Source organism: Afipia sp. GW821-FHT04G03 (assembly GCF_059419985.1).
This window is the reverse complement of sequence record NZ_JBWKSV010000004.1, coordinates 25,123-43,474: the sequence shown is the minus strand read 5'-3', so window position 1 is coordinate 43,474 and position 18,352 is coordinate 25,123. Positions and strand designations below refer to the sequence as shown.

The 18,352-nt window shown below is 56.2% G+C and carries 18 protein-coding genes and 1 pseudogene; 15 read left to right on the top strand and 4 right to left on the bottom strand.

Annotated elements, in window-relative coordinates; all coding sequences use genetic code 11:
• Positions 1–294: 294 nt before the first annotated feature.
• Both AC07UB_RS18350 and AC07UB_RS18345 read right to left on the bottom strand, forming a co-directional pair.
• On the bottom strand, positions 295–609 hold the full coding sequence (locus AC07UB_RS18350) for a DUF1236 domain-containing protein (RefSeq protein WP_430648544.1): 315 nt from the start codon (positions 607–609) through the stop codon (positions 295–297).
• Between the two features lie 462 nt (positions 610–1,071).
• Entirely contained in the window at positions 1,072–1,299 is a 228-nt protein-coding gene (locus tag AC07UB_RS18345; RefSeq protein ID WP_006019199.1) for a hypothetical protein, read from the bottom strand.
• Positions 1,300–1,826: 527 nt separating this feature from the next.
• On the opposite strand from AC07UB_RS18345, the gene AC07UB_RS18340 reads away from it, so the two are divergent.
• Positions 1,827–2,858, top strand: a complete 1,032-nt coding sequence (locus tag AC07UB_RS18340; protein ID WP_245258696.1) for an AI-2E family transporter — start codon at positions 1,827–1,829, stop codon at positions 2,856–2,858.
• 78 nt (positions 2,859–2,936) lie between these two features.
• Positions 2,937–4,072 (top strand): IS3 family transposase gene (locus AC07UB_RS18335; RefSeq protein WP_085947359.1). Its coding sequence is split into 2 segments (ribosomal slippage): positions 2,937–3,201 and positions 3,201–4,072, totalling 1,137 coding nucleotides; the frame shifts between segments, so codons are not numbered across the junction.
• 296 nt (positions 4,073–4,368) lie between these two features.
• Here AC07UB_RS18335 and AC07UB_RS18330 read toward each other — a convergent pair.
• Positions 4,369–4,544, bottom strand: a pseudogene (locus tag AC07UB_RS18330) (methylisocitrate lyase); the annotation flags it as partial.
• A gap of 172 nt (positions 4,545–4,716) precedes the next feature.
• Positions 4,717–5,412: a GntR family transcriptional regulator gene (locus AC07UB_RS18325; RefSeq protein WP_006019203.1), complete on the bottom strand. Its 696-nt coding sequence runs from the start codon at positions 5,410–5,412 to the stop codon at positions 4,717–4,719.
• A 232-nt stretch (positions 5,413–5,644) separates the two neighbouring features.
• Here AC07UB_RS18325 and AC07UB_RS18320 point away from each other — a divergent pair, with 232 nt between their 5' ends.
• The 13 genes from AC07UB_RS18320 (at position 5,645) to AC07UB_RS18260 (ending at position 18,324) form a co-directional block, all read left to right on the top strand.
• Positions 5,645–6,433, top strand: a complete 789-nt coding sequence (locus AC07UB_RS18320) for a sterol desaturase family protein (RefSeq protein WP_006019204.1) — start codon at positions 5,645–5,647, stop codon at positions 6,431–6,433.
• Between the two features lie 47 nt (positions 6,434–6,480).
• Positions 6,481–6,903 (top strand): hypothetical protein, encoded by a 423-nt coding sequence (locus AC07UB_RS18315; protein ID WP_006019205.1) that lies wholly within the window; start codon positions 6,481–6,483, stop codon positions 6,901–6,903.
• 15 nt (positions 6,904–6,918) lie between these two features.
• Positions 6,919–7,104 (top strand): hypothetical protein, encoded by a 186-nt coding sequence (locus AC07UB_RS18310; protein ID WP_006019206.1) that lies wholly within the window; start codon positions 6,919–6,921, stop codon positions 7,102–7,104.
• Positions 7,105–7,161: 57 nt separating this feature from the next.
• Entirely contained in the window at positions 7,162–7,923 is a 762-nt protein-coding gene (locus AC07UB_RS18305; RefSeq protein WP_006019207.1) for an SDR family NAD(P)-dependent oxidoreductase, read from the top strand.
• A gap of 82 nt (positions 7,924–8,005) precedes the next feature.
• Positions 8,006–8,326 carry a DUF6166 domain-containing protein gene (locus AC07UB_RS18300; protein WP_006019208.1) on the top strand — a complete coding sequence of 107 codons (321 nt, stop codon included), beginning with the start codon at positions 8,006–8,008 and terminating at the stop codon, positions 8,324–8,326.
• Positions 8,327–8,587: 261 nt separating this feature from the next.
• Positions 8,588–9,421 (top strand): ABC transporter ATP-binding protein, encoded by an 834-nt coding sequence (locus AC07UB_RS18295; RefSeq protein ID WP_041711790.1) that lies wholly within the window; start codon positions 8,588–8,590, stop codon positions 9,419–9,421.
• The gene (locus tag AC07UB_RS18290; protein WP_245258697.1) at positions 9,418–10,299 is read left to right on the top strand and encodes a branched-chain amino acid ABC transporter permease; all 882 of its coding nucleotides are present in this window, start codon (positions 9,418–9,420) and stop codon (positions 10,297–10,299) included. The genes AC07UB_RS18295 and AC07UB_RS18290 overlap by 4 nt, the downstream gene beginning before the upstream one ends.
• Before the next feature lie 47 nt (positions 10,300–10,346).
• Positions 10,347–11,339 carry a branched-chain amino acid ABC transporter permease gene (locus tag AC07UB_RS18285; RefSeq protein WP_244432844.1) on the top strand — a complete coding sequence of 331 codons (993 nt, stop codon included), beginning with the start codon at positions 10,347–10,349 and terminating at the stop codon, positions 11,337–11,339.
• 17 nt (positions 11,340–11,356) lie between these two features.
• On the top strand, positions 11,357–12,535 hold the full coding sequence (locus AC07UB_RS18280) for an ABC transporter substrate-binding protein (protein ID WP_006019212.1): 1,179 nt from the start codon (positions 11,357–11,359) through the stop codon (positions 12,533–12,535).
• Between the two features lie 5 nt (positions 12,536–12,540).
• Positions 12,541–13,353, top strand: a complete 813-nt coding sequence (locus AC07UB_RS18275) for an ABC transporter ATP-binding protein (RefSeq protein WP_041711067.1) — start codon at positions 12,541–12,543, stop codon at positions 13,351–13,353.
• An 18-nt stretch (positions 13,354–13,371) separates the two neighbouring features.
• Positions 13,372–15,186: an AMP-dependent synthetase/ligase gene (locus tag AC07UB_RS18270; RefSeq protein ID WP_006019214.1), complete on the top strand. Its 1,815-nt coding sequence runs from the start codon at positions 13,372–13,374 to the stop codon at positions 15,184–15,186.
• A 134-nt stretch (positions 15,187–15,320) separates the two neighbouring features.
• Positions 15,321–16,970 carry an acyl-CoA synthetase gene (locus AC07UB_RS18265; protein ID WP_006019215.1) on the top strand — a complete coding sequence of 550 codons (1,650 nt, stop codon included), beginning with the start codon at positions 15,321–15,323 and terminating at the stop codon, positions 16,968–16,970.
• Between the two features lie 292 nt (positions 16,971–17,262).
• Positions 17,263–18,324: a hypothetical protein gene (locus tag AC07UB_RS18260; protein ID WP_006019216.1), complete on the top strand. Its 1,062-nt coding sequence runs from the start codon at positions 17,263–17,265 to the stop codon at positions 18,322–18,324.
• Positions 18,325–18,352 lie beyond the last annotated feature (28 nt).

The following is an 18,352-nucleotide window of genomic DNA, read 5'->3' as shown; positions in this document are numbered from 1 at the left end:
GTCCTGGAAATCATCTATTGAGCGGTGCAGAGAGAGTTTGGCGCGCACCGGAGGCGTCTTGAAGCTCGCTTATCCTGAGAATGTCCGTTCACCTGGGGTGACCGAAACGGCCATCGTCCATTCAAAGCGACGCGAAGGACCCAGAGCGGACTTCGGACCAGCCGACCGCTTGATATGGCCGGTGCTCTATATGTCTAGGACTCGAGGATCGCCTTGCTCTGGGCGGTGAGGTTATTCTTGCGGCGGAGCTGATAGGGCCGAAAAAGTACGGCCCGCCGAAGCGGGCCGCATGTATCAATCGATGACTTCTATGACTAAGACCGTCCGATCATTGACGACGGCGTAACGATACTTGGTGACGCCGTACTCGCGCGGTACTTCGTAATAGGTTACGCCGCTTGAGGGCAGATCAGCGCCAACTCGTACTTCACGGTCATAACGATAGGAGCTATGCTTTTGGCCCGATACATAGGTGCGAAAGCTTGGACGGGTTTCGTCCGAAATGCCACCCGCAGGGCACTGCGCCAACAGTAGCGCCCAGGGGGCCGCCCACGATAGCGCCGCCGACAGCGCCCGCACGCTTTGTGCAAACGCGCCGGTTGAACTCACGAGGGCAATCAGTAGGCTTCATAACGTCTTTCTCAGTGTTACATCGTGCGAGCTAACAAACTCGGTTGCCAAATGTTCCCGGCGTCAGCGGCGCTCCGTGGAAATTAGGCGAACGTTCGTTGCCCGTCCGGCATTGCGGAGACATGAAGGAGTAAAATTCGGCCACACCTGCTTCGAACAGTCTTCCGTCGAAGTGTGCGCTTTGTCGCTGGGAATGGTTTCGTGTTCTGCGCGAGCCCCTGTTGCCAGGAGAAGCAGTACTGCGACCGCTGACAAGTTACGTTTCATTCATGCACCTCTTTGTAAAATTTTAATCCTAACGAAGATATGGGCGCGGTGTTCCGCTGAATTTTACGAGGCGAAAAAAAACCTGCCGAGTGGGTACTCGGCAGGCTGCGCACAGAAGTCTGACAGACGGCAAGTGGGGAAAACTTGGTGGCCCGTCGCCTGCGTTCTCAACGATCAGTTTTCCGAGCAAACTTTGATGGTCTTCATGCCGGTCTCGGCTTCGGTCCGGGTCTTGAAGGTGCCGTTATCGACAACGGTCGTGGTGGTTGTGGTCGGCTTCTTGTCGACGATGGTGCACTTCTTGGTCGTGGCATCCCTCACAACGTAAAATTCGGTGGTCTGCGCGAACGCCGAGGTGACGGTAAAGGCGACGACAGCGGTCGAAAGCAGGAGCTTCTTCATGATTTTTTCCTTCCAGTGGAGTCTAAGCTTTGTTGAAACAAGTAAAGTGGACGGCTCGCCGCAGGAAGCGGCTCGCGCCACCTGCTCACGGAGTCAAACGCGCCATATTGCCACTTGTTCCCGATCTGGGTCGGTCAGTGTAAGCGAGGGCAGCAGCGGGTGAGGCGCTAACACGCTGACCCGAACAGCAGCATGGTGAAGCGGAAAGCAGGCGCATGGGGGTCTTCATAGTTCGGTGGTCGAGGCCGACGCCGTCGGACAATTGGGATCATGAGGGACCTGAAGGGAAATAACTTCCCGCGAATAAGATCGGTTTCCCGTCGCGCGCCCGTCTTTCGGCGGATTGCCACGTTTTCCTAGCGGGAACTGAACGACCGTCCTTTAGTTCTGTCATGACAATAGGGGCGCGACACGTGATGGCAAGAAGAGTGGGTTTAGCCGCGCCCAAAAAACGGCCGTCGGAGCGGATCGACGACGCGCCTGCCACGACGGAGAGGAAGCCTCTTCCTTTGGGCGCCGGCGCGCGCATGAATGCCCGGGTCGTGCTTGCCCTAGTCCTATTTGGTCTAGCGGTGTGGACCGCCGCGGGTTTTCTGCCAGCGCTGATTTGGGCCACGATTCTCGCGGTTGCCCTGTGGCCGCTGTACCTCAAATTTGCGGCACGCTTCTCCTACGGTCCCTCCAGCTTGGCTGCGTTCATCTTTACCGCAATCGTTGCACTGGTCCTGTTCACTCCGATGTCGCTTGCCGTCTACCAGATAGCGCAGCAAGGCGACGTGCTCGTGAGTTGGCTCAAGCAGGCCCAGGAGAGCGGGGTTGAAGTCCCGGATTGGGTCGCTCGCCTGCCGGTTGCCGCGGAAAGTCTGCAATCATGGTGGCGCGCCAACCTCTCGGACCCGAAAGCGGCCAGCGCCTTGCTTCGAACCGTCAATGCGGACAATGCGTCAGAGTTTTTCAAAACGTTTGGCGGACAGCTTCTCCATCGGCTGTTCCTGTTGATATTCTCGCTCGTGACCTTGTTCTTTCTGCTCCGCAATGGTCGCGCCGTCGCGAGCCGTTTCCTCGAGACGTGTGACCGCCTTATTGGCGATGCAGGGGAGGGGCTGGTCGAGAAAATGGTTGATGCCACGCGCGGCACGGTGAACGGCACTGTTCTGGTTGCCGTGGGCGAGGGATTGCTGATTGGCGTGGGCTTCCTCGTGGCGGGTGTACCAAATCCGGTGATGTTTACGATTCTGACGACGGCTTTCGCGATGCTGCCGCTCGGAGCATGGCTCGCCTTCACCACGGCGGCGTTGGTCCTGGTCTCCGGCGGCGGCAGTGGGTTCGCGGCCGCAGCCGTATTTTCCTGGGGAGCGATCGTCATGCTTGCAGGCGATCATTTCGTCTGGCCGACTCTGGTCGGCGGTTCGGCGCGTCTCCCGTTTCTTATCGCCTTTATCGGAATCTTCGGAGGCCTCGCTGCCTTCGGATTGTTCGGATTGTTTCTGGGGCCTGTGATCATGGCGGCGTTTCTGACCGTTTGGCGCGAGTGGATCTACCGGCCCGTTCCACAATAGGATTCTTCAGCGAGTGACCTGACCGGGCTTTTTTAGACCAAGCATTGTGAGAGAATGTCTTGGAAAGGAGCTTTGGTGATGCCGAAGAAGAGGTTTAGCGCAGAGCAGATTGTGGTGGTGCTTCGTCAGATCGAAGTGTTGATGTCGCAGGGCAAATCGCCGCCGGTGGCGTGCCGGGAAGCCGGCATATCGCAGCAGAGTTATTATCGATGGCGCAAAGAGTATGGCGGCCTTGAACTTGATCAAGCCAAACGGATGAAGGATCTGGAGCGGGAGAACGTCCGCCTCAAGCGCCTTGTTGCCGATCTGTCTCTCGAGAAGCAGGTGCTCAAGGACGTTGCCTCGGGAAACTTGTAAGCCCCGAGCGGCGCCGGCAGGCAGTCGAAGGCATCCGAAGGAAGTATGGTCTCTCGGAGCGCCATGCCTGCCGAATTGTCGGTCAGCCCCGCGGAACGCAACGATACTCCACCATTGTCCGGGCTGATGAGGATGCGCTGACGCGAGCCATTATATCTCTCGCATCCCAGTACGGACGATACGGCTATCGGAGGATCGCACAGCTGCTTGCCGATGCTGGCTGGCAGGTTGGGTGTGATCGCGTGCAGCGGATCTGGCGTCGTGAGGGGCTAAAAGTACCAAGGAAGCAGAAGCCGCGGGGCCGGCTTTGGCTCAATGACGGGTCTTGTATCCGGCTGCGGCCGCAGCATCGCAATCATGTGTGGAGCTACGACTTCGTCGAAGCGCAAACCCATGATGGACGAAAGCTCCGACTGATGACGTTGATCGACGAGTTCACCCGGGAGTGCCTTGCGATCCGGGTGGCTCGCCGGATCAATAGCTTTGGCGTCATTGAGACGATGGCCGATGTGATGCTCGCCAAGGGCGTCCCGGAACACATTCGCTCGGACAACGGCGCGGAGATGACAGCAAAGATCGTGCGCAGCTGGTTTGCCAAACTTGGAGCGAAGACACTTTACATCGAACCCGGCAGTCCCTGGGAGAACGGCTACTGCGAGTCCTTTAACGGAAAACTGCGCGATGAACTGCTCAATGGGGAGATCTTCTACAGCCTGAAGGAAGCCACCGTTGTTATCGAGCAATGGCGCAAGCACTACAACACGATCAGACCGCACTCATCGCTGAACTATCGACCACCGGCTCCGCACACATCAGCGCCAGCAACCCATCTGGATCGGAGCGCGGCAATGCAGTAGTCTCTATCCCGCTGGTCCAAAATATCCGTCAGGTCACTCATGCTTCAAAATCTTTTCATTAATCCGATTGCGATGGTCATTTCGTCGCAAATCTTCTGAACATTGTTGTCTGCAAAGACATCAACGCACCTGCCGCGCCAACCGTTCGAGCCGGTCGGCGATCGCCAAAGCCGCAGGAGCGGTCCGCGCTTAGGCTAGGATTGGAATTTGCTCATGGAGGAAGGCGCGGGGTGAAGCCTACATTGCGCAACGCACGCCGATGCCAGCCGGTCTAGCGTCTACGGCTCTGTGTGTCCCCCGTCGCGTGCGATGGCCTTGTACAGCAGTTCTGTGCTTTGTTCGCGACGCGCAGCGACGACACGGGCCAAATGACCATATGATAGCCCATGTCCTTGAACTCCTGCGCGGTGAAGAATGGCGTCTTGCTGAACTCTGTCATGTTTGCCGGCAACGGCACACCGGGCTTCCGCTTTCGAAGCGGAGCGATGGCGCTACGACATCGAATTGCTGGGGCTGGTCCGAAGTAGATGACGGAACTTCAGAGTACGCGACTGGCCGTTGAGCAGCTTCAGGACCAGTTCGTCGGTCAGTCCGATTTGGTATGCGCTTCCGTTCTAGCGCTGGCATCAGGAATCCGCACGAAGCTACACGATAGTATTTCTGGTAAATTTCTCAATATAATCCAGTAACTTATCGGATGCAGCCGCGGCTGATTTCGCATTGCCTCTGCAAATTTGTTCGGCCAAATTCGCGTGCAGCACGGCGGTATCAACTAGGCTTGCGTGTCTTCTATGGTACTTCACCCAAAATCGCCTGGATAGGCCGTGCAGTAACGCCATGGATTTCGCAGCAAACTCATTTTGAGAAGCCTCATATTCCAGCTCGGTCAGCCGGTTGTCCCAGCGACTAAATAACGTTTCATCGGTATCCTCGGTAAGCTGCCGCAGGTTCGAGCCGATGTTAGCGAACTCCTTCCTCTGTTCTGGACTGGCGCGTTCGGCGGACAGTCGCGCAAGCAAACGTTCAGTCTCCCTTCTCATTTCCAAAAGACTAAGCTGCTTGTGAACGTTCAATTCGCTGACCAGAACCCCCCTTCGTGGAAGAATGAGAACCAAACCCTCGCGTTCCAGACGTCGCAAGGCTTCACGTATCGGTGTCCTGCCCATGTTCAACTGGCTGGCAAGAGTTTGTTCGGAGAGTGCGGCTCCTGGCTGCAATCGCAGGGTAACGATCATCTCCTCCAAAGCGCGATAGGCGTGGTCGGCCAGACTGATGTTTGAATCATCGTCGTCGGGTGCGAACGGCTTTTGTCGTTTGTGAGCATGATGTTTGCGAAGCATCAGACCGGGGCTCTCTCTCTCTCGATTTGGACGGATCAATATGAGTACACATAGCTGACATTTGTCCGATCGCAACGACGCAAATGACCTCTCAGCTTGAGCGGTGGAGATGGCCACTGCAACAGACTTGACAAGCGGCAGGCCCCGGGATTATGTTGCCGACAACTGAAATTTCAGGTGTCGGCAAGTAGGACTATGATCCTGAATTGTCGGCTAAAAGGGAGGAAGGGTCATGGAACTGCAGAAATCAGCCATGTCCGATAGGCAACGCGCGTTCCGCGCGACCTATCGTCATCAAATCGCAACTTGGTACAACGGCTGGCTTCACCTCGCGGTGATTTTTGTTTCCGGCTTCGCCGTCATTTACGTCTGCGCGGCGAATTTGCGTGACGGCGCGTGGTGGGCGTGGGGCGTCATTCCTGTTGTTTTCCTGGCGTACCAGTTCGGAGAATATTGGGCCCATCGTGTGTGGCTTCACCGGCCTGCGCAGAATGGGGCGCTTCGTGAACTCTACAATCGGCATACTCTGCAGCATCATCAGTTCTTCACTGACCACGAGATGCGATTTGCTGATCACATGGACTGGCGTGTCACCTTCTTCCCGCCGTTCACAATGGCCACCATGCTTCTTGTGGCTCTGCCTAGTGCGGTGATTTGCGGTCTGCTGCTATCGCCTAATGTTGGCTGGCTTGTCATGGCGAGCGTGATTGGCAGTTACATGTGGTACGAGTTCGTTCATTTCTGCTGCCACGTGGAAGACAACTGGTTCCTGATCAACTGTCCGATCGTCAACACCGCGCGCAGGCATCACAAAGCCCATCACGACCACTCCATCATGATGGAAGTCAATATGGGCATCGGAACTCCGATTTTCGATTGGGTTTACGGCACGTCCGATCTCGATCGCGGCTTCTTCGGGCACGTCTTCAATGGAAATAGCTGGAAGCACGTAAAATCGGGCCTGCGAAAAACAGCAAAAACACCGACGCTAAAATTGCAGCGCTTGGCGGAGAGCCAGTGAGCTTGCCTGTCGTGCTTTGAGTAAATTGCAAGTTGGGAGCAACGTCGATGGAAGCTGCGCTTTCGATTGCCCGTACAGTGGAGCCGGATCTCGTGTCGCTGGGATGGTTCTCCATTCTTTGGCTGGCCTGTTGTCTAAGCGGGCTGACAATTTCCGGCATGCTGCCCTTAGGTGTGCGAGCAAACAATCTCTCGACCCCGAGCGGAACTGGCCTGGTGGTCGTGAACATCTTCTTGCTCTTCTTACTACTCGCAGGAACGGCTTTGTTTGCTGCGCTTACCCTTCGCGTGTCGAGCATCATTCTTATGGCAAGTTGGATATTCCTCTTTGTGCCGGCCATCCTTGATGTGTTTCCCGAGCGTTGGATCGACAGCCGCGGTGGATTGACGGTCTTGCTCTGCGTTCAAGCAGTCGCGCTGGTGATGCTTTGTCGATCCTCTTCTGTCGTAGCTACGCTGTCGATGATTTGAGCGAGGAATAAGATCATGATGGCCAAAATAAAGTCTGTGATTTCGATTCTTGTTCTTGCTGTTGCCTGCGGTATCGCAGCTTACGACTATCGCATCGGACTAATTGCACCGGCTTTGGTATCCGTGGGGGTTGGCCTGTTCGTGGTTTTTGCCATTTGGGTCTTTCCCGATGTCAAACCGAAAAGTCAGGTCAACAAATAGGAACGTTGCGTTAGTGAAAAAACGCGTTACGGCGTCACCGAGAAATAGGAACTTCTAATGAAGCTGACGGGCAAGACTTTTCTTATTTCCGGCGCGGCGAGCGGCCTTGGTGAGAGCGCTGCCCGCCTTATGGCGCGCAAAGGAGCTAACATTGTTATCGGCGACATACTCGATGAAGACGCTTCGCGAGTTGCTCAGTCGATCATTTCTGATGGTGGATCTGCGTCGGTCTTTCATCTCGATGTTTGCAATGAACCGGATTGGATCGGTGCGGTGAATTTCGCTGTATCCAGCTATGGCAGGCTCGACGGGCTTGTTAGCAATGCGGGGATCAGCGGGATGATTCCGGATGTCATGGATACGGAATATTTTGATCGTCTCCTTGCGATCCACGCACGTGGAACGTTCCTTGGCATCAAACATTCAGCACCGGCCATTGCCCAGGCTGGCGGTGGATCAATCGTTGCCGTCTCATCCATCGCGGGAAAGGTTGGCGCGGATTACGTCCACATGGGATACAATGCGGCAAAGGCGGCAATACTTCTTCTCGTGAAGTCAGCATCGGGATACTACGCGAAGGATAACATCCGCTCGAACGCGGTTATTCCCGGGTGGATGCCGCCGATGCGCACATCTGTTGCATCTGCCGACCCGGAGTTGCGTCCAAAGCTTCTGAAGTCGGTCCCGTTAGGGCGCACTGGTCTCTTTCCCGAAGTCGCTGAAGCCATCGCCTTTCTGTCATCCGATGAAGCTTCGTACGTTAACGGCGTCGAACTTCCGGTGGATGGCGGGTTTCTGGCATATCGAGCATTTTCGTGACGGTTGTGAGCGGTTGTCGCGATAGGTGCGTGTACGTGCGGCCTGTGCTCGATACCCGTGCAAAGGCTTGAAGGGCAAGGACATGAGTATTTTCAAGGGAACGAGATCGATTGACGGAGTGCGCGTGACGGTTGATGGGCAGCCGCTGGATCACGTTCTCCATATCAGGACTTATGGCAGCGGATTCTTTGAATGGAGTTACGAAGGCGATGAGCCAATGCAATTGTCTTTGGCAATACTGAACGAATATTACGGCGATCAACAGAAGGCGTTGTCGATGACCGAGAGGTTCATGAAAGAGATCGTCGCGAATTTCGACAACGACTGGGTGATGACAAGCGAGGACATTCGAACTGCATTGTTGCAGATGCATCCTATTCCAACCAATGCTTCGGTACGTTGATATGTGCGAAAGATGGGGTGGTCGTTCACGTCTTGGCTGCGAAATCGTCTCGCGCCTGCCTATCGCAGATTGCAAGGGAAGCATTGGGGCGTCGAGGACCGGCACGGTGGATAAGAACAGGCCCGCAATCACCTCGATGGACATGCGGCAAAAATACCGGGATCGCACGCCGGTAGTGCAGAAACGATAAGATTGGACAAGCTTTCAAAATATGACTGCAAGAGCGCGAAAAGCGCCGCGACGGTCAACGGGGGATATCAATTGTCGGATTTTTCTAAGCCAGACTCTGCAGGCTTGAACGTCAGCCATTTGTCGCTTGCGTTCGGCGGGCTGAAGGCGCTGTCGGATGTTACCTTCTCTGTAGCGCCGGGGGCGATCACGGCGGTGATCGGGCCGAATGGCGCCGGCAAGACATCGCTATTCAACTGCATATCTGGTTTTTACAAACCTTCGGAAGGCAAGATTGAATTCGGCGGCGAAGACATTACTCGGCTGCATCCGCCGGCGCGGGCCAAGATGGGCCTGGCACGCACGTTCCAGAACATCGCGCTGTTTCGCGGCATGACGGTGCTGGACAACATCAAGCTCGGCCGTCACGCGCACATGCAGACGAACGTGTTCGATGCGCTGTGGTACTTCGGTCGCGCCAGGCGTGAGGAGCTTGAACTGCGTTCCGAGCTCGAGCGGCGCGTGCTTGATTTCCTCGAGATGGAGTACATCCGCGATCATCCCGTCGCGTCGCTATCCTATGGCTTGCGCAAGCGCGTCGAACTCGCGCGCGCGCTTGCGATGCAGCCGCGCGTGCTGATGCTCGATGAGCCGGTGGCGGGCATGAATCGCGAAGAGACTGAAGACATGGCGCGTTTCATCCTCGACGCGAAGGAGGAGTGGGGGGTGACCATCCTGATGGTCGAACATGACATGGGCCTCGTGATGGATATCTCGGACCACGTTGTCGTGCTGAATTTCGGTCAGGTGATCGCGGCCGGAAAACCCGCGGAGATTCAGAACAACCCGGACGTGATCACGGCCTATCTCGGGTCCGGCGATGTCGGAGAATTGTCGCGGCGTATCGCTTGCGAAAAGGCAGCATGATGGACTGGCTCTTTCTCATCGAGGTTGTTCTGTCGGGTCTGGGATCAGGTGCGTTGTTTGCCCTGACGGGCATCGCCTTTGTGCTGATCTACAAAGCGACGAAGGTGATCAATCTTGCCGTCGGCGAGATGTTGATGCTGTGCGCCTATTTCTTCTTCGGTCTGACCACCGCGCTGGCCCTACCTGTGTGGCTCGCGATTATACTGACCGTGATCGGTGGCGGTGTTCTTGGCGGCGTGGTGGAGCGGGCGCTCATACGACCGATGCTTGGTGAAAGTCCGATCTCGGTGTTTATGGTGACGGTCGGTTTGAGCTCGGTGTTGATTGGCTTTGTTGAACTCGTCTGGGGTGGAGATCCCAGAACACTGCCTAATTTCCTCCCGACAAAACCAGTGTTCATTGGCGATGCTTATGTATCGCCGAAGATAGCGGTATGCTTCGTCGTCGCTTCGTTGCTCATAGCTGGTTTTCTCTTGGTCTTTCGCAAATGGCGCGGCGGCGTGGCGCTGCGCGCCACTGCTGCTGATCAGGGGGCAGCGTTTTCATGCGGCATCAACGTTCCAGCGGTGTTCTCGATTTCGTGGATTGTCGCGGGGATGGCGACGGCTGTATCGGGGATCCTCATTGGCTCGATCGGTGGTATCTCGCCGAGCATGGGCGTGTTCGGATTGACGGTTCTCGTCGCGGTAATTGTTGGCGGGCTCGACTCGATTGCCGGGGTGCTTGTGGCTGGCCTGGCGATCGGTGTCATTGAAGCGCTCGTCGGTACGTATCTTGGCGGCGAATTCAAGCTCTTCGTCACTTTTGTTACTCTTATCATTGCCATGATGATCCGGCCCTACGGATTGTTTGGCACAATCGAGATCGAGCGACTCTGATGCGTATAAGCGCCGCCCACGAAACTTATGCCCAGGCAGAGTCGTTTTTGGATACCAATGTGCAGCGCGTGATGCTGCTGTTGCTGTTCGCAGGGCTGGTGGTGTTTCCGTTCTTGGCTGACCAGTACTGGATTTATCTTGCGTGTCTCGTCGCAATCCATATCGTCGGTACAACTGGTCTCAACATTCTCACAGGCTATACCGGACTCATAAGCGTGGGCCAAGCGGCCTTCATGTCGGTCGGAGCCTATACGGTCGCGATCCTCGAGATCCATGTAGGTACGCCCTTTATCTTCAATTTGATTGCAGCTGGAGTAGTCGCCGCGGGTGTCGGCGCGATCTTCGGGGTCCCAAGCCTTCGCGTAAAAGGTCTTTACCTGGCTATTGCGACCATCGCGGCATCATTCATTCTGCATTTCCTATACACGAACGGACCGTCGATCCTTGGAGGTACGCAGGGGCTCAGCATGCCGCCGGCGCGGTTGTTCGAATACGATTTCGTGCGTCCGTTCCAGTTGTACTGGCTGTTCGTGCCACTGACCGCACTATCGGTGTTCGCCGCAGCCAACCTGTTCCGGACCCGTATCGGCCGCGCCTTCATTGCGATCCGCGACCGCGATATTTCCGCTGAAGTGCTGGGAATTCCTCTGCTGAAATACAAGCTGCTTTCCTTTGCGCTCTCGTCCTTTTACGCCGGTATTGCTGGCGGGATGTGGGCCTATTTCTTTCGCGTGGTTACGCCGGAAAGCTTTCCGTTGATCTATTCGATATTCTTCCTCGCCGCCGTCATCGTCGGCGGCATGGGCACGATCCTTGGCGGCATCCTTGGCGCGATCTTCATGACCGTGATCCCGGAGCTTCTCAAGCTGTTGGTTTCATACATGACCTTCATTCCGAACGCGACAGCACAGCTGTCGCCAATTCGCACAATCGTTTTCGGCTTGCTCATCGTTGTGTTTCTGTTGTTTGAACCGCAGGGCCTCGCCGAGACCTGGCGCCGCATACGGCGCTTCTTCCATCTATGGCCGTTCAAAAAGTAGTATGTAGGGAGAAAATAATGAGTATTTTTCCAACGCGCCGGAAATTGATGTCGTATGCAGCCGCCGGCTGTCTTGCTCTCGGAATCCAAACGTCGGCACGCGCTGCCGATGATATTGTCATCGGCGCATCGATGCCCCTGACCGGCGCATTTGGTTTCGCAGGTATTCCGCTTAACCTCGGGTTCCAGGATTATGTGAAGATAGCGAACGATGCCGGCGGCATTGGGAGCCGCAAGATCAAGTATATATCGGAAGACAGCGGATACGCGGTCGATAAATCGATCGCGGCGTTCAACCGCATCACCGCCAGCGAGAAGGTGAGCCTCTACTACGGAGATTCCACGGGGTTCTCCAAGACCATCAATGCCGAACTCAATCGCCGCGACAGCATCCTTATGGCCGGCACGTCCTTCGCGACAGAGCTGAACGATCCGAAGAATTTTCCGTATCAGTTCATCCCGGGCCCTGACTATTCGCAAATGATTGGCATTCTTCTGGAATACATTGCCAAAACGACGCCGGGCGCGAAAATCGTCCTTGTCAATTCAGATACCGAATTCGGCCGGGATCCGATCGCGGCGACAGAGAAGCGGGCTGCGGAGTTAGGTCTGAAAATAGTCGGTAAGATCGCAACGCCGCCGACCAGCGTCGATGTTTCGACCGAAGTCCTGAAGCTGCGCCGGGCGGATCCCGACTACACGATCTTTCACGGCTATGTTCTCGCGCCGTTGCCGGAATTCATGACGCAGATGAAGCAACTGGGTCTCAAGAGCAAGTTTATGGGCACCTTCTGGTCGATGGACAATTCCATCTGGGCTAATTCTGCTGCGGTCGCCGACGGCTACATGGGTGTGATGCCATATCGCTACTATTTCGATACCGAGGGCGCGTCGCCAACCCTCGACAAAATCCGGCAGCTCCGCCCCGAGTATCAGACGATATACTACACTCAGGGTTTCCTCACCGCGATGCTGATGATCGAAGCGGCAAAACGTACACTCGATGCCAAGAAGGATCTCACCGCGACCAACATGAAGGCCTCGTTGAACTCGATCAAGGACTTCGATACCGGCGGTATCATCGGCGTACCGATCTCGATCTCTGGCAACACCATTCCTGTCGGTCGCGTCTATCAATACGACGGCGCGAACAAGACCATGAAGCCGGTCTCCGACTGGATCAGGATTGCGAAGTAATGACAATGGCCGCGGACACACTTCTCTCAGTGAATAATATCGAGGTCGTTTATAGCAAAACGGTCCAGGTGCTCCGCGGCCTGTCGCTGAAGATCGACAAGGGAGCGGTGGTCGCGTTGCTTGGCTCCAACGGAGCTGGCAAATCGACCACGCTCAAAGCTGTCTCCAATCTTCTTGAACTGGAAGGCGGCAACGTTACGACCGGCGAGATCCTGTTTAAGGGCAATGCCGTCTCGCGTCTCGCCCCGCATCAATTGGTGCAGAGTGGGCTGTTTCATGTGATGGAAGGACGCCGAGTTTTCGAAGACCTGACGGTCGAGGAGAATCTTACTGCGGCGACCTACGCAATGTCAGGGCGCAGCGGCGCGAAGACTCCTTTCGATCTCGTCTACACTTATTTCCCGCGTTTGTTCGAGCGGCGAACCGGGCGCGCCGGTTACCTATCCGGCGGCGAGCAACAGATGCTGGCCATCGGCCGCGCGCTAATCGCTCAACCAGAACTCATGCTGCTCGACGAACCGTCGCTCGGCCTGTCGCCGAAACTGGTGGAGGAAATTTTCACGATCATCGCTCGCATCAACCGCGAGCAGGGCGTCTCGATGCTTTTGGTCGAGCAGAATGCGGCCGTCGCCTTCGCTGTCTCGACCTACGGGTACATCATGGAGTCGGGAAGGATCGTGACAGACGGCCCCACGGCGCAGCTTCTGCGCGATCAGGACGTTCGAGAATTTTATCTCGGCGTTGGGGCGGCGAACGCGGAGACCAAGGGCTTTCGCGGTATCAAACACTACAAGCGCCGCAAGCGCTGGCTGTCCTAGGGTTGAAATGAGGATCGCATGAGCGACAGATTTCCTGAGATGACATTGCCGCAGGCGCTGCGTGAGAATGCCCGTGTCCATCCGAACCGGGTTGCTATCAGGCAGAAGAAATACGGAATCTGGAATCCGTGTACCTGGAGGAACTACTATACCCGTGCCTGTCATATCGGACTCGGCTTCCGCGCGTTGGGACTGAGTGCAGGCGGTCATATCGGCATTCTGTCCGAGAATCGGATCGAATGGGTGCTGGCGCAGCTTGGCGCAAACATTATCGACGTTGTTGCAGTCGGGGTTTATCCCACCAGTCCGTCGAACGAGGTCGCCTATGTGCTGGCGCACTCTGAATCCGAGATCATCGTGTGCGAGGATCAGGAGCAGGTCGATAAGGTTCTGGAACGCCGTGACGAACTGCCAAAGTTGCGGAGGATTATCGTCGTTGAAACCAAGGGCATCAGGGATTACCCGCCCGATCAAGTCATGTCGTTCGATGCGCTGGAAGCGCTTGGCGCCGACTTCGAGACGAGCCATGCCGCTTTGGTAGATGGCATCATCGATCGTCAACAGTTATCGCAGATCGGATTGATTATCTACACCTCCGGCTCCACCGGGAAGCCGAAAGGTGCAATGCTAAGCTACAAGAACATTCGGGCGCAGGCGATTGGTTGTGCGGATCGGCTGGTTGTCGATCAGTCGGCAAGTGTTCTGTCCTATTTGCCGCTATGTCACGTCGCCGAGCAGATGACGACAGTGATGGTCCCGACGTATCTGGGCTCGTTGGTTAGTTTCGGAGAGTCAATCCGGACCGTGCAGGAGGATCTGCGCGAGGTTGCACCAAGCGTGTTCCTCGGTGTGCCACGGATTTGGGAAAAACTGCATTCGTCGATCCACATCAAGCTGCTGGAGGCGGGACGCATCCGGCGCGCCATGTTCGAGCGGGCCTATGCTGCCTGCGAGCCGTTTGCGGAGAAGAACGCGGCCGACCGAACGCTGTCCGAAAAACTCAAGTTTGCGCTGTCGTACTGGCTGGTCTTCCGCGCGCTACAAAACTTTATCGGGCTGCGAAAGACCCGCATTGCCATGACCGGTGCCGCGCCGATTTCGCCCGCGATTGTGCATTTCTTTCGCGCCATCGGCGTGCCGCTGATCGAGGTCTACGGCCTGACGGAAAGTTCGGGCATCGCGCTGGGGCAGGTACTGTCGGACCGGCGGGTGGGGACAGTGGGTAACGGTATCGACCGGATGGAAATAAAGCTCGGAGAGTCGAACGAGCTTCTTATTCGCGGAGATACGGTGTTTGCGGGTTACTACCGGAACGAAGAGGCGACCAGGATGTCGATCCGCGACGGATGGCTGCACACCGGTGATGTCGCGGAATTCAAGGACGGCCATTTCCGCATTGTGGACAGGCTGAAGGACATCATGATTACGGCGGGGGGAAAGAATCTCAGTCCGTCGGAGATCGAGAACATGGTGAAGTCGAGCGCGTTCATCAAGGAGTGCGTCGTCATCGGTGACGCGCGCAAGTATGTCTCGGCGCTGATACAGATCGACTATGATCTTGCCGGGAAGTGGGCAGAGGAGAAGGGCGTCGCCTACACAAATTTCAAGAACCTCACAGAGAACGACAGTCTTCGCGAGTTGATCCAGTCGGAGATCGATACGGCCAACGCGCAACTTGCCCAAGTTTCGCAAATCCGGAAATTTCATCTTCTGACAAAGGAACTGGATCATGATGACGACGAAGTCACAGCGACAATGAAGGTTCGTCGCTTCAATGTTCAGAAGAAGTACGCTTCAGAGATCGAGGGTCTCTATAGCCGACATGGTTCATGAACGGCCTCAACCTTCCATAGCTCTGCTCATTCGGCGTTGTGAATGATCACCGAAACCATCGTGTATAGACAAATAGAGTACGGGTCTCGTCCGTTTCGGGCGTCCGACCTGTCGGACAATCAGGGAGTCAGGCTATGAGCAGCCATCAGGGCCAATACAGCACTGGTCTGGACAAGAATGCCGCCAACTATGTGCCGCTGTCGCCACTGAGCTTCCTTGCTCGCAGCGCCGCCGTCTATCCGGATCACGTTAGCACGGTCTACGAGGATCGCAGCTTCACCTGGGCGCAGACCTATGAGCGCTGCAAGCGCTTCGCGTCGTTTCTCGTCAAGCGCGGCATCCAGCGTGGCGACACCGTTGCGGTCATGCTGCCGAATATCCCGGCGATGAACGAGGCGCATTTTGCCGTGCCAATGGCTGGCGGCGTCCTCAACGCGCTTAACATCCGGCTCGACGCGGCTTCCATCGCATTCCAGCTCGACCACGGCGGCGCAAAAATCATTCTGGTCGATCCCGAGTTCTCCGGCGTGATCTCCGATGCGCTGGGCCTGATGAAAGGCCCGAAGCCGCTGGTGATCGATGTGGATGACGCGGCGTTTGCCGGCGGCAAGCGCATTGGCGAGATCGAGTATGAAGCGGCGGTCGCGTCCGGTGACCCGGACTTCGCCTGGCATCAGCCGCAGGACGAATGGGACGCCATTGCGCTCGGCTATACATCCGGCACCACGGGCAATCCCAAGGGCGTCGTCACGCATTATCGTGGCGCGTATCTCAATGCTGTCAGTAACATCCTCGCGGGCAATCTCGGCACCCATCCGATCTATCTCTGGACGCTGCCGATGTTCCATTGCAACGGCTGGTGCTTTCCGTGGACGATTGCGGTGTCGGCCGGGATCAACGTCTGTTTGCGCAAGGTCGATCCAGCCAAGATTTTCGAGCTAATCAAGGCTCACGGCGTGACCCACATGTGCGGTGCGCCGATCGTCTACAACACGCTGATCAATGCGCCGGACGCTCCCAAGGGCAGCGCTGCGAAACCCGTCGTCGGGTTGATTGCGGGCGCGGCGCCGCCTGTGGCCGTGCTTGAGGGCGCCGAGAGCATCGGTATCAAGCTCACTCACGTTTACGGCCTCACAGAGGTCTATGGCCCCGCCTCCGTTTGCGCCGAACAGCCCGGCTGGGATGATCTGCCGGCAGACCAGCGCGCCCAGCTCAAGCGCCGTCAGGGCGTGCCCTATCCGCTTGAGGAAGCCGTCACGGTACTTGATCCGGACACGATGCAGCCCGTGCCACGCGATGGCGAAACCATCGGCGAGGTGATGATCCGCGGCAACATCGTGATGAAGGGCTACCTGAACAACGAGAAGGCCACCAAGGAAGCCTTCGAAGGCGGCTGGTTTCACACCGGCGATCTGGGCGTGCTCGACAAGGACGGCTACGTCATCATCAAGGACCGCTCCAAGGACATCATTATCTCGGGCGGCGAAAACATCTCGTCGGTCGAAGTCGAAGACGTCCTGTACAAGCACCCGGCGGTCCTGTTCGCCGCCGTGGTCGCCAAGCCGGACCCGAAATGGGGTGAGGTGCCCTGCGCCTTCGTCGAACTCAAGGACGGCGCGACCGCGACCGAAGCGGAAATCCTGAGCTACTGCAAAAGCATACTGCCGGGATTTAAATCGCCGAAGTCAGTGGTGTTCGGCGCGATCCCGAAGACGTCCACCGGCAAGATCCAGAAATTCGCGCTGCGCGATCAGGCAAATTCGGCGAAGGCGATTTTGGCGTAGTGTCTGTGCCGCAAAAGAATTTGCGAGCTTGGGTGGGTGTAATTCAGGTTCTGCTTCTATCGGTATGGCTTTCGGCGGCCTTGCCTCAGGTAAATTATTTGGCGCCTTTCACTCTCGTGGGGGCGCGTGCAATCGGAGCAGCGCACTCAGCCGCGTCGTAATCGGCGTGCGTCTTGCGCATTAACGAAACATTTGAAGCGGATGGCAGCGATAGTTTCGCGTCCTCGTCGGAGGATTGGTGTTGTTGGCTTTAGATCAAATTCGAAATCGTGGAAAATCTGAGATGGATAAAATGGCAAACTACAAAATCCTGATACTTGGCGCATCATACGGATCACTGCTCGCTTCGAAAATCATGTTTGGAGGCCATTCGGTTACGCTTGTTTGTTGGCCGGCTGAAGCTGATCTAATTAATAGCGAGGGTTTCCGTGTGAGAATGCCCATTCGCGGACAAGATCCGATTGTCATCGACTCCCGTGAATTACCCGGCGAGGTATCTGCCGCAGATCCCGATGATGTTAATCCGGAGCAGTTCGATCTGATCGGCTTGGCGATGCAGGAGCCGCAGTATGGTACGCAAGGTGTCCGCGGGCTGCTTGAGCGGATTGCTGCATCCCGGGTTCCGTGCATGTCCATTATGAACATGCCTCCACTTCCGTATATTAAACGCATCAAGAGTGTCTTATCCCAAACCGTAGAGGCGGCTTATACCGATCCGTCCGTTTGGAGCGGCTTTGAATCCGGAGCGCTGACGCTGTGCAGTCCGGATCCCCAAGCGGTTCGTCCTCCAGATGAGAGGCCGAATATATTGCAAGTAACGCTGCCAACAAATTTCAAGGTAGCGAGATTCGATAACGAGAAAAGTGATGCGATCCTCGAACGACTTGAACGAGACATTGACGCCGCTCGTTTCGGGACTGGCAATATTGAGATCCCGGTAAAATTGCGAGTTCATCAATCAATATTTGTGCCGCTGGCAAAATGGTCGATGTTGCTTGCTGGAAACTATCGTTGCGTGACACAGGATGGTATGCGAACTGCGGAGCAAGCTGTGCACTCCAATCTCGATGAAACGAGGTCGGTTTATGAGTTTGTCGCGGACGTTTGCGTTGCTCTGGGGGCTTCACGCGAAGAGCTTGTGACCTTTACAAAATATGCTGATGCGGCCAAGAGTCTGTCACGTCCTGCGTCGGTTGCAAGAGCGCTCAATAGCGGTGCTGTAAATGTCGAAAGAGCCGATAAACTCGTGCAGTTGCTGGCGCGACAAAAGGGCATGTGTCATCCTGTGGTCGATAGCATTGTAGAGTTAGTCGACCATCGCCTGAATGCGAATCGGACCCACCCCAAGCAATAATAGGGGTGAGGCAGGAATATCGTGCGTC

Coding starts and splice junctions, on each gene's coding strand:
- AC07UB_RS18345 (WP_006019199.1), bottom strand. CDS start 1,299: ATGAAGAAGCTCCTGCTTTCGACCGCTGTCGTCGCCTTTACCGTCACC.
- AC07UB_RS18340 (WP_245258696.1), top strand. CDS start 1,827: ATGAATGCCCGGGTCGTGCTTGCCCTAGTCCTATTTGGTCTAGCGGTG.
- AC07UB_RS18325 (WP_006019203.1), bottom strand. CDS start 5,412: ATGCTTCGCAAACATCATGCTCACAAACGACAAAAGCCGTTCGCACCC.
- AC07UB_RS18320 (WP_006019204.1), top strand. CDS start 5,645: ATGGAACTGCAGAAATCAGCCATGTCCGATAGGCAACGCGCGTTCCGC.
- AC07UB_RS18315 (WP_006019205.1), top strand. CDS start 6,481: ATGGAAGCTGCGCTTTCGATTGCCCGTACAGTGGAGCCGGATCTCGTG.
- AC07UB_RS18310 (WP_006019206.1), top strand. CDS start 6,919: ATGATGGCCAAAATAAAGTCTGTGATTTCGATTCTTGTTCTTGCTGTT.
- AC07UB_RS18305 (WP_006019207.1), top strand. CDS start 7,162: ATGAAGCTGACGGGCAAGACTTTTCTTATTTCCGGCGCGGCGAGCGGC.
- AC07UB_RS18300 (WP_006019208.1), top strand. CDS start 8,006: ATGAGTATTTTCAAGGGAACGAGATCGATTGACGGAGTGCGCGTGACG.
- AC07UB_RS18290 (WP_245258697.1), top strand. CDS start 9,418: ATGATGGACTGGCTCTTTCTCATCGAGGTTGTTCTGTCGGGTCTGGGA.
- AC07UB_RS18280 (WP_006019212.1), top strand. CDS start 11,357: ATGAGTATTTTTCCAACGCGCCGGAAATTGATGTCGTATGCAGCCGCC.
- AC07UB_RS18275 (WP_041711067.1), top strand. CDS start 12,541: ATGGCCGCGGACACACTTCTCTCAGTGAATAATATCGAGGTCGTTTAT.
- AC07UB_RS18270 (WP_006019214.1), top strand. CDS start 13,372: ATGAGCGACAGATTTCCTGAGATGACATTGCCGCAGGCGCTGCGTGAG.
- AC07UB_RS18265 (WP_006019215.1), top strand. CDS start 15,321: ATGAGCAGCCATCAGGGCCAATACAGCACTGGTCTGGACAAGAATGCC.
- AC07UB_RS18260 (WP_006019216.1), top strand. CDS start 17,263: ATGGCAAACTACAAAATCCTGATACTTGGCGCATCATACGGATCACTG.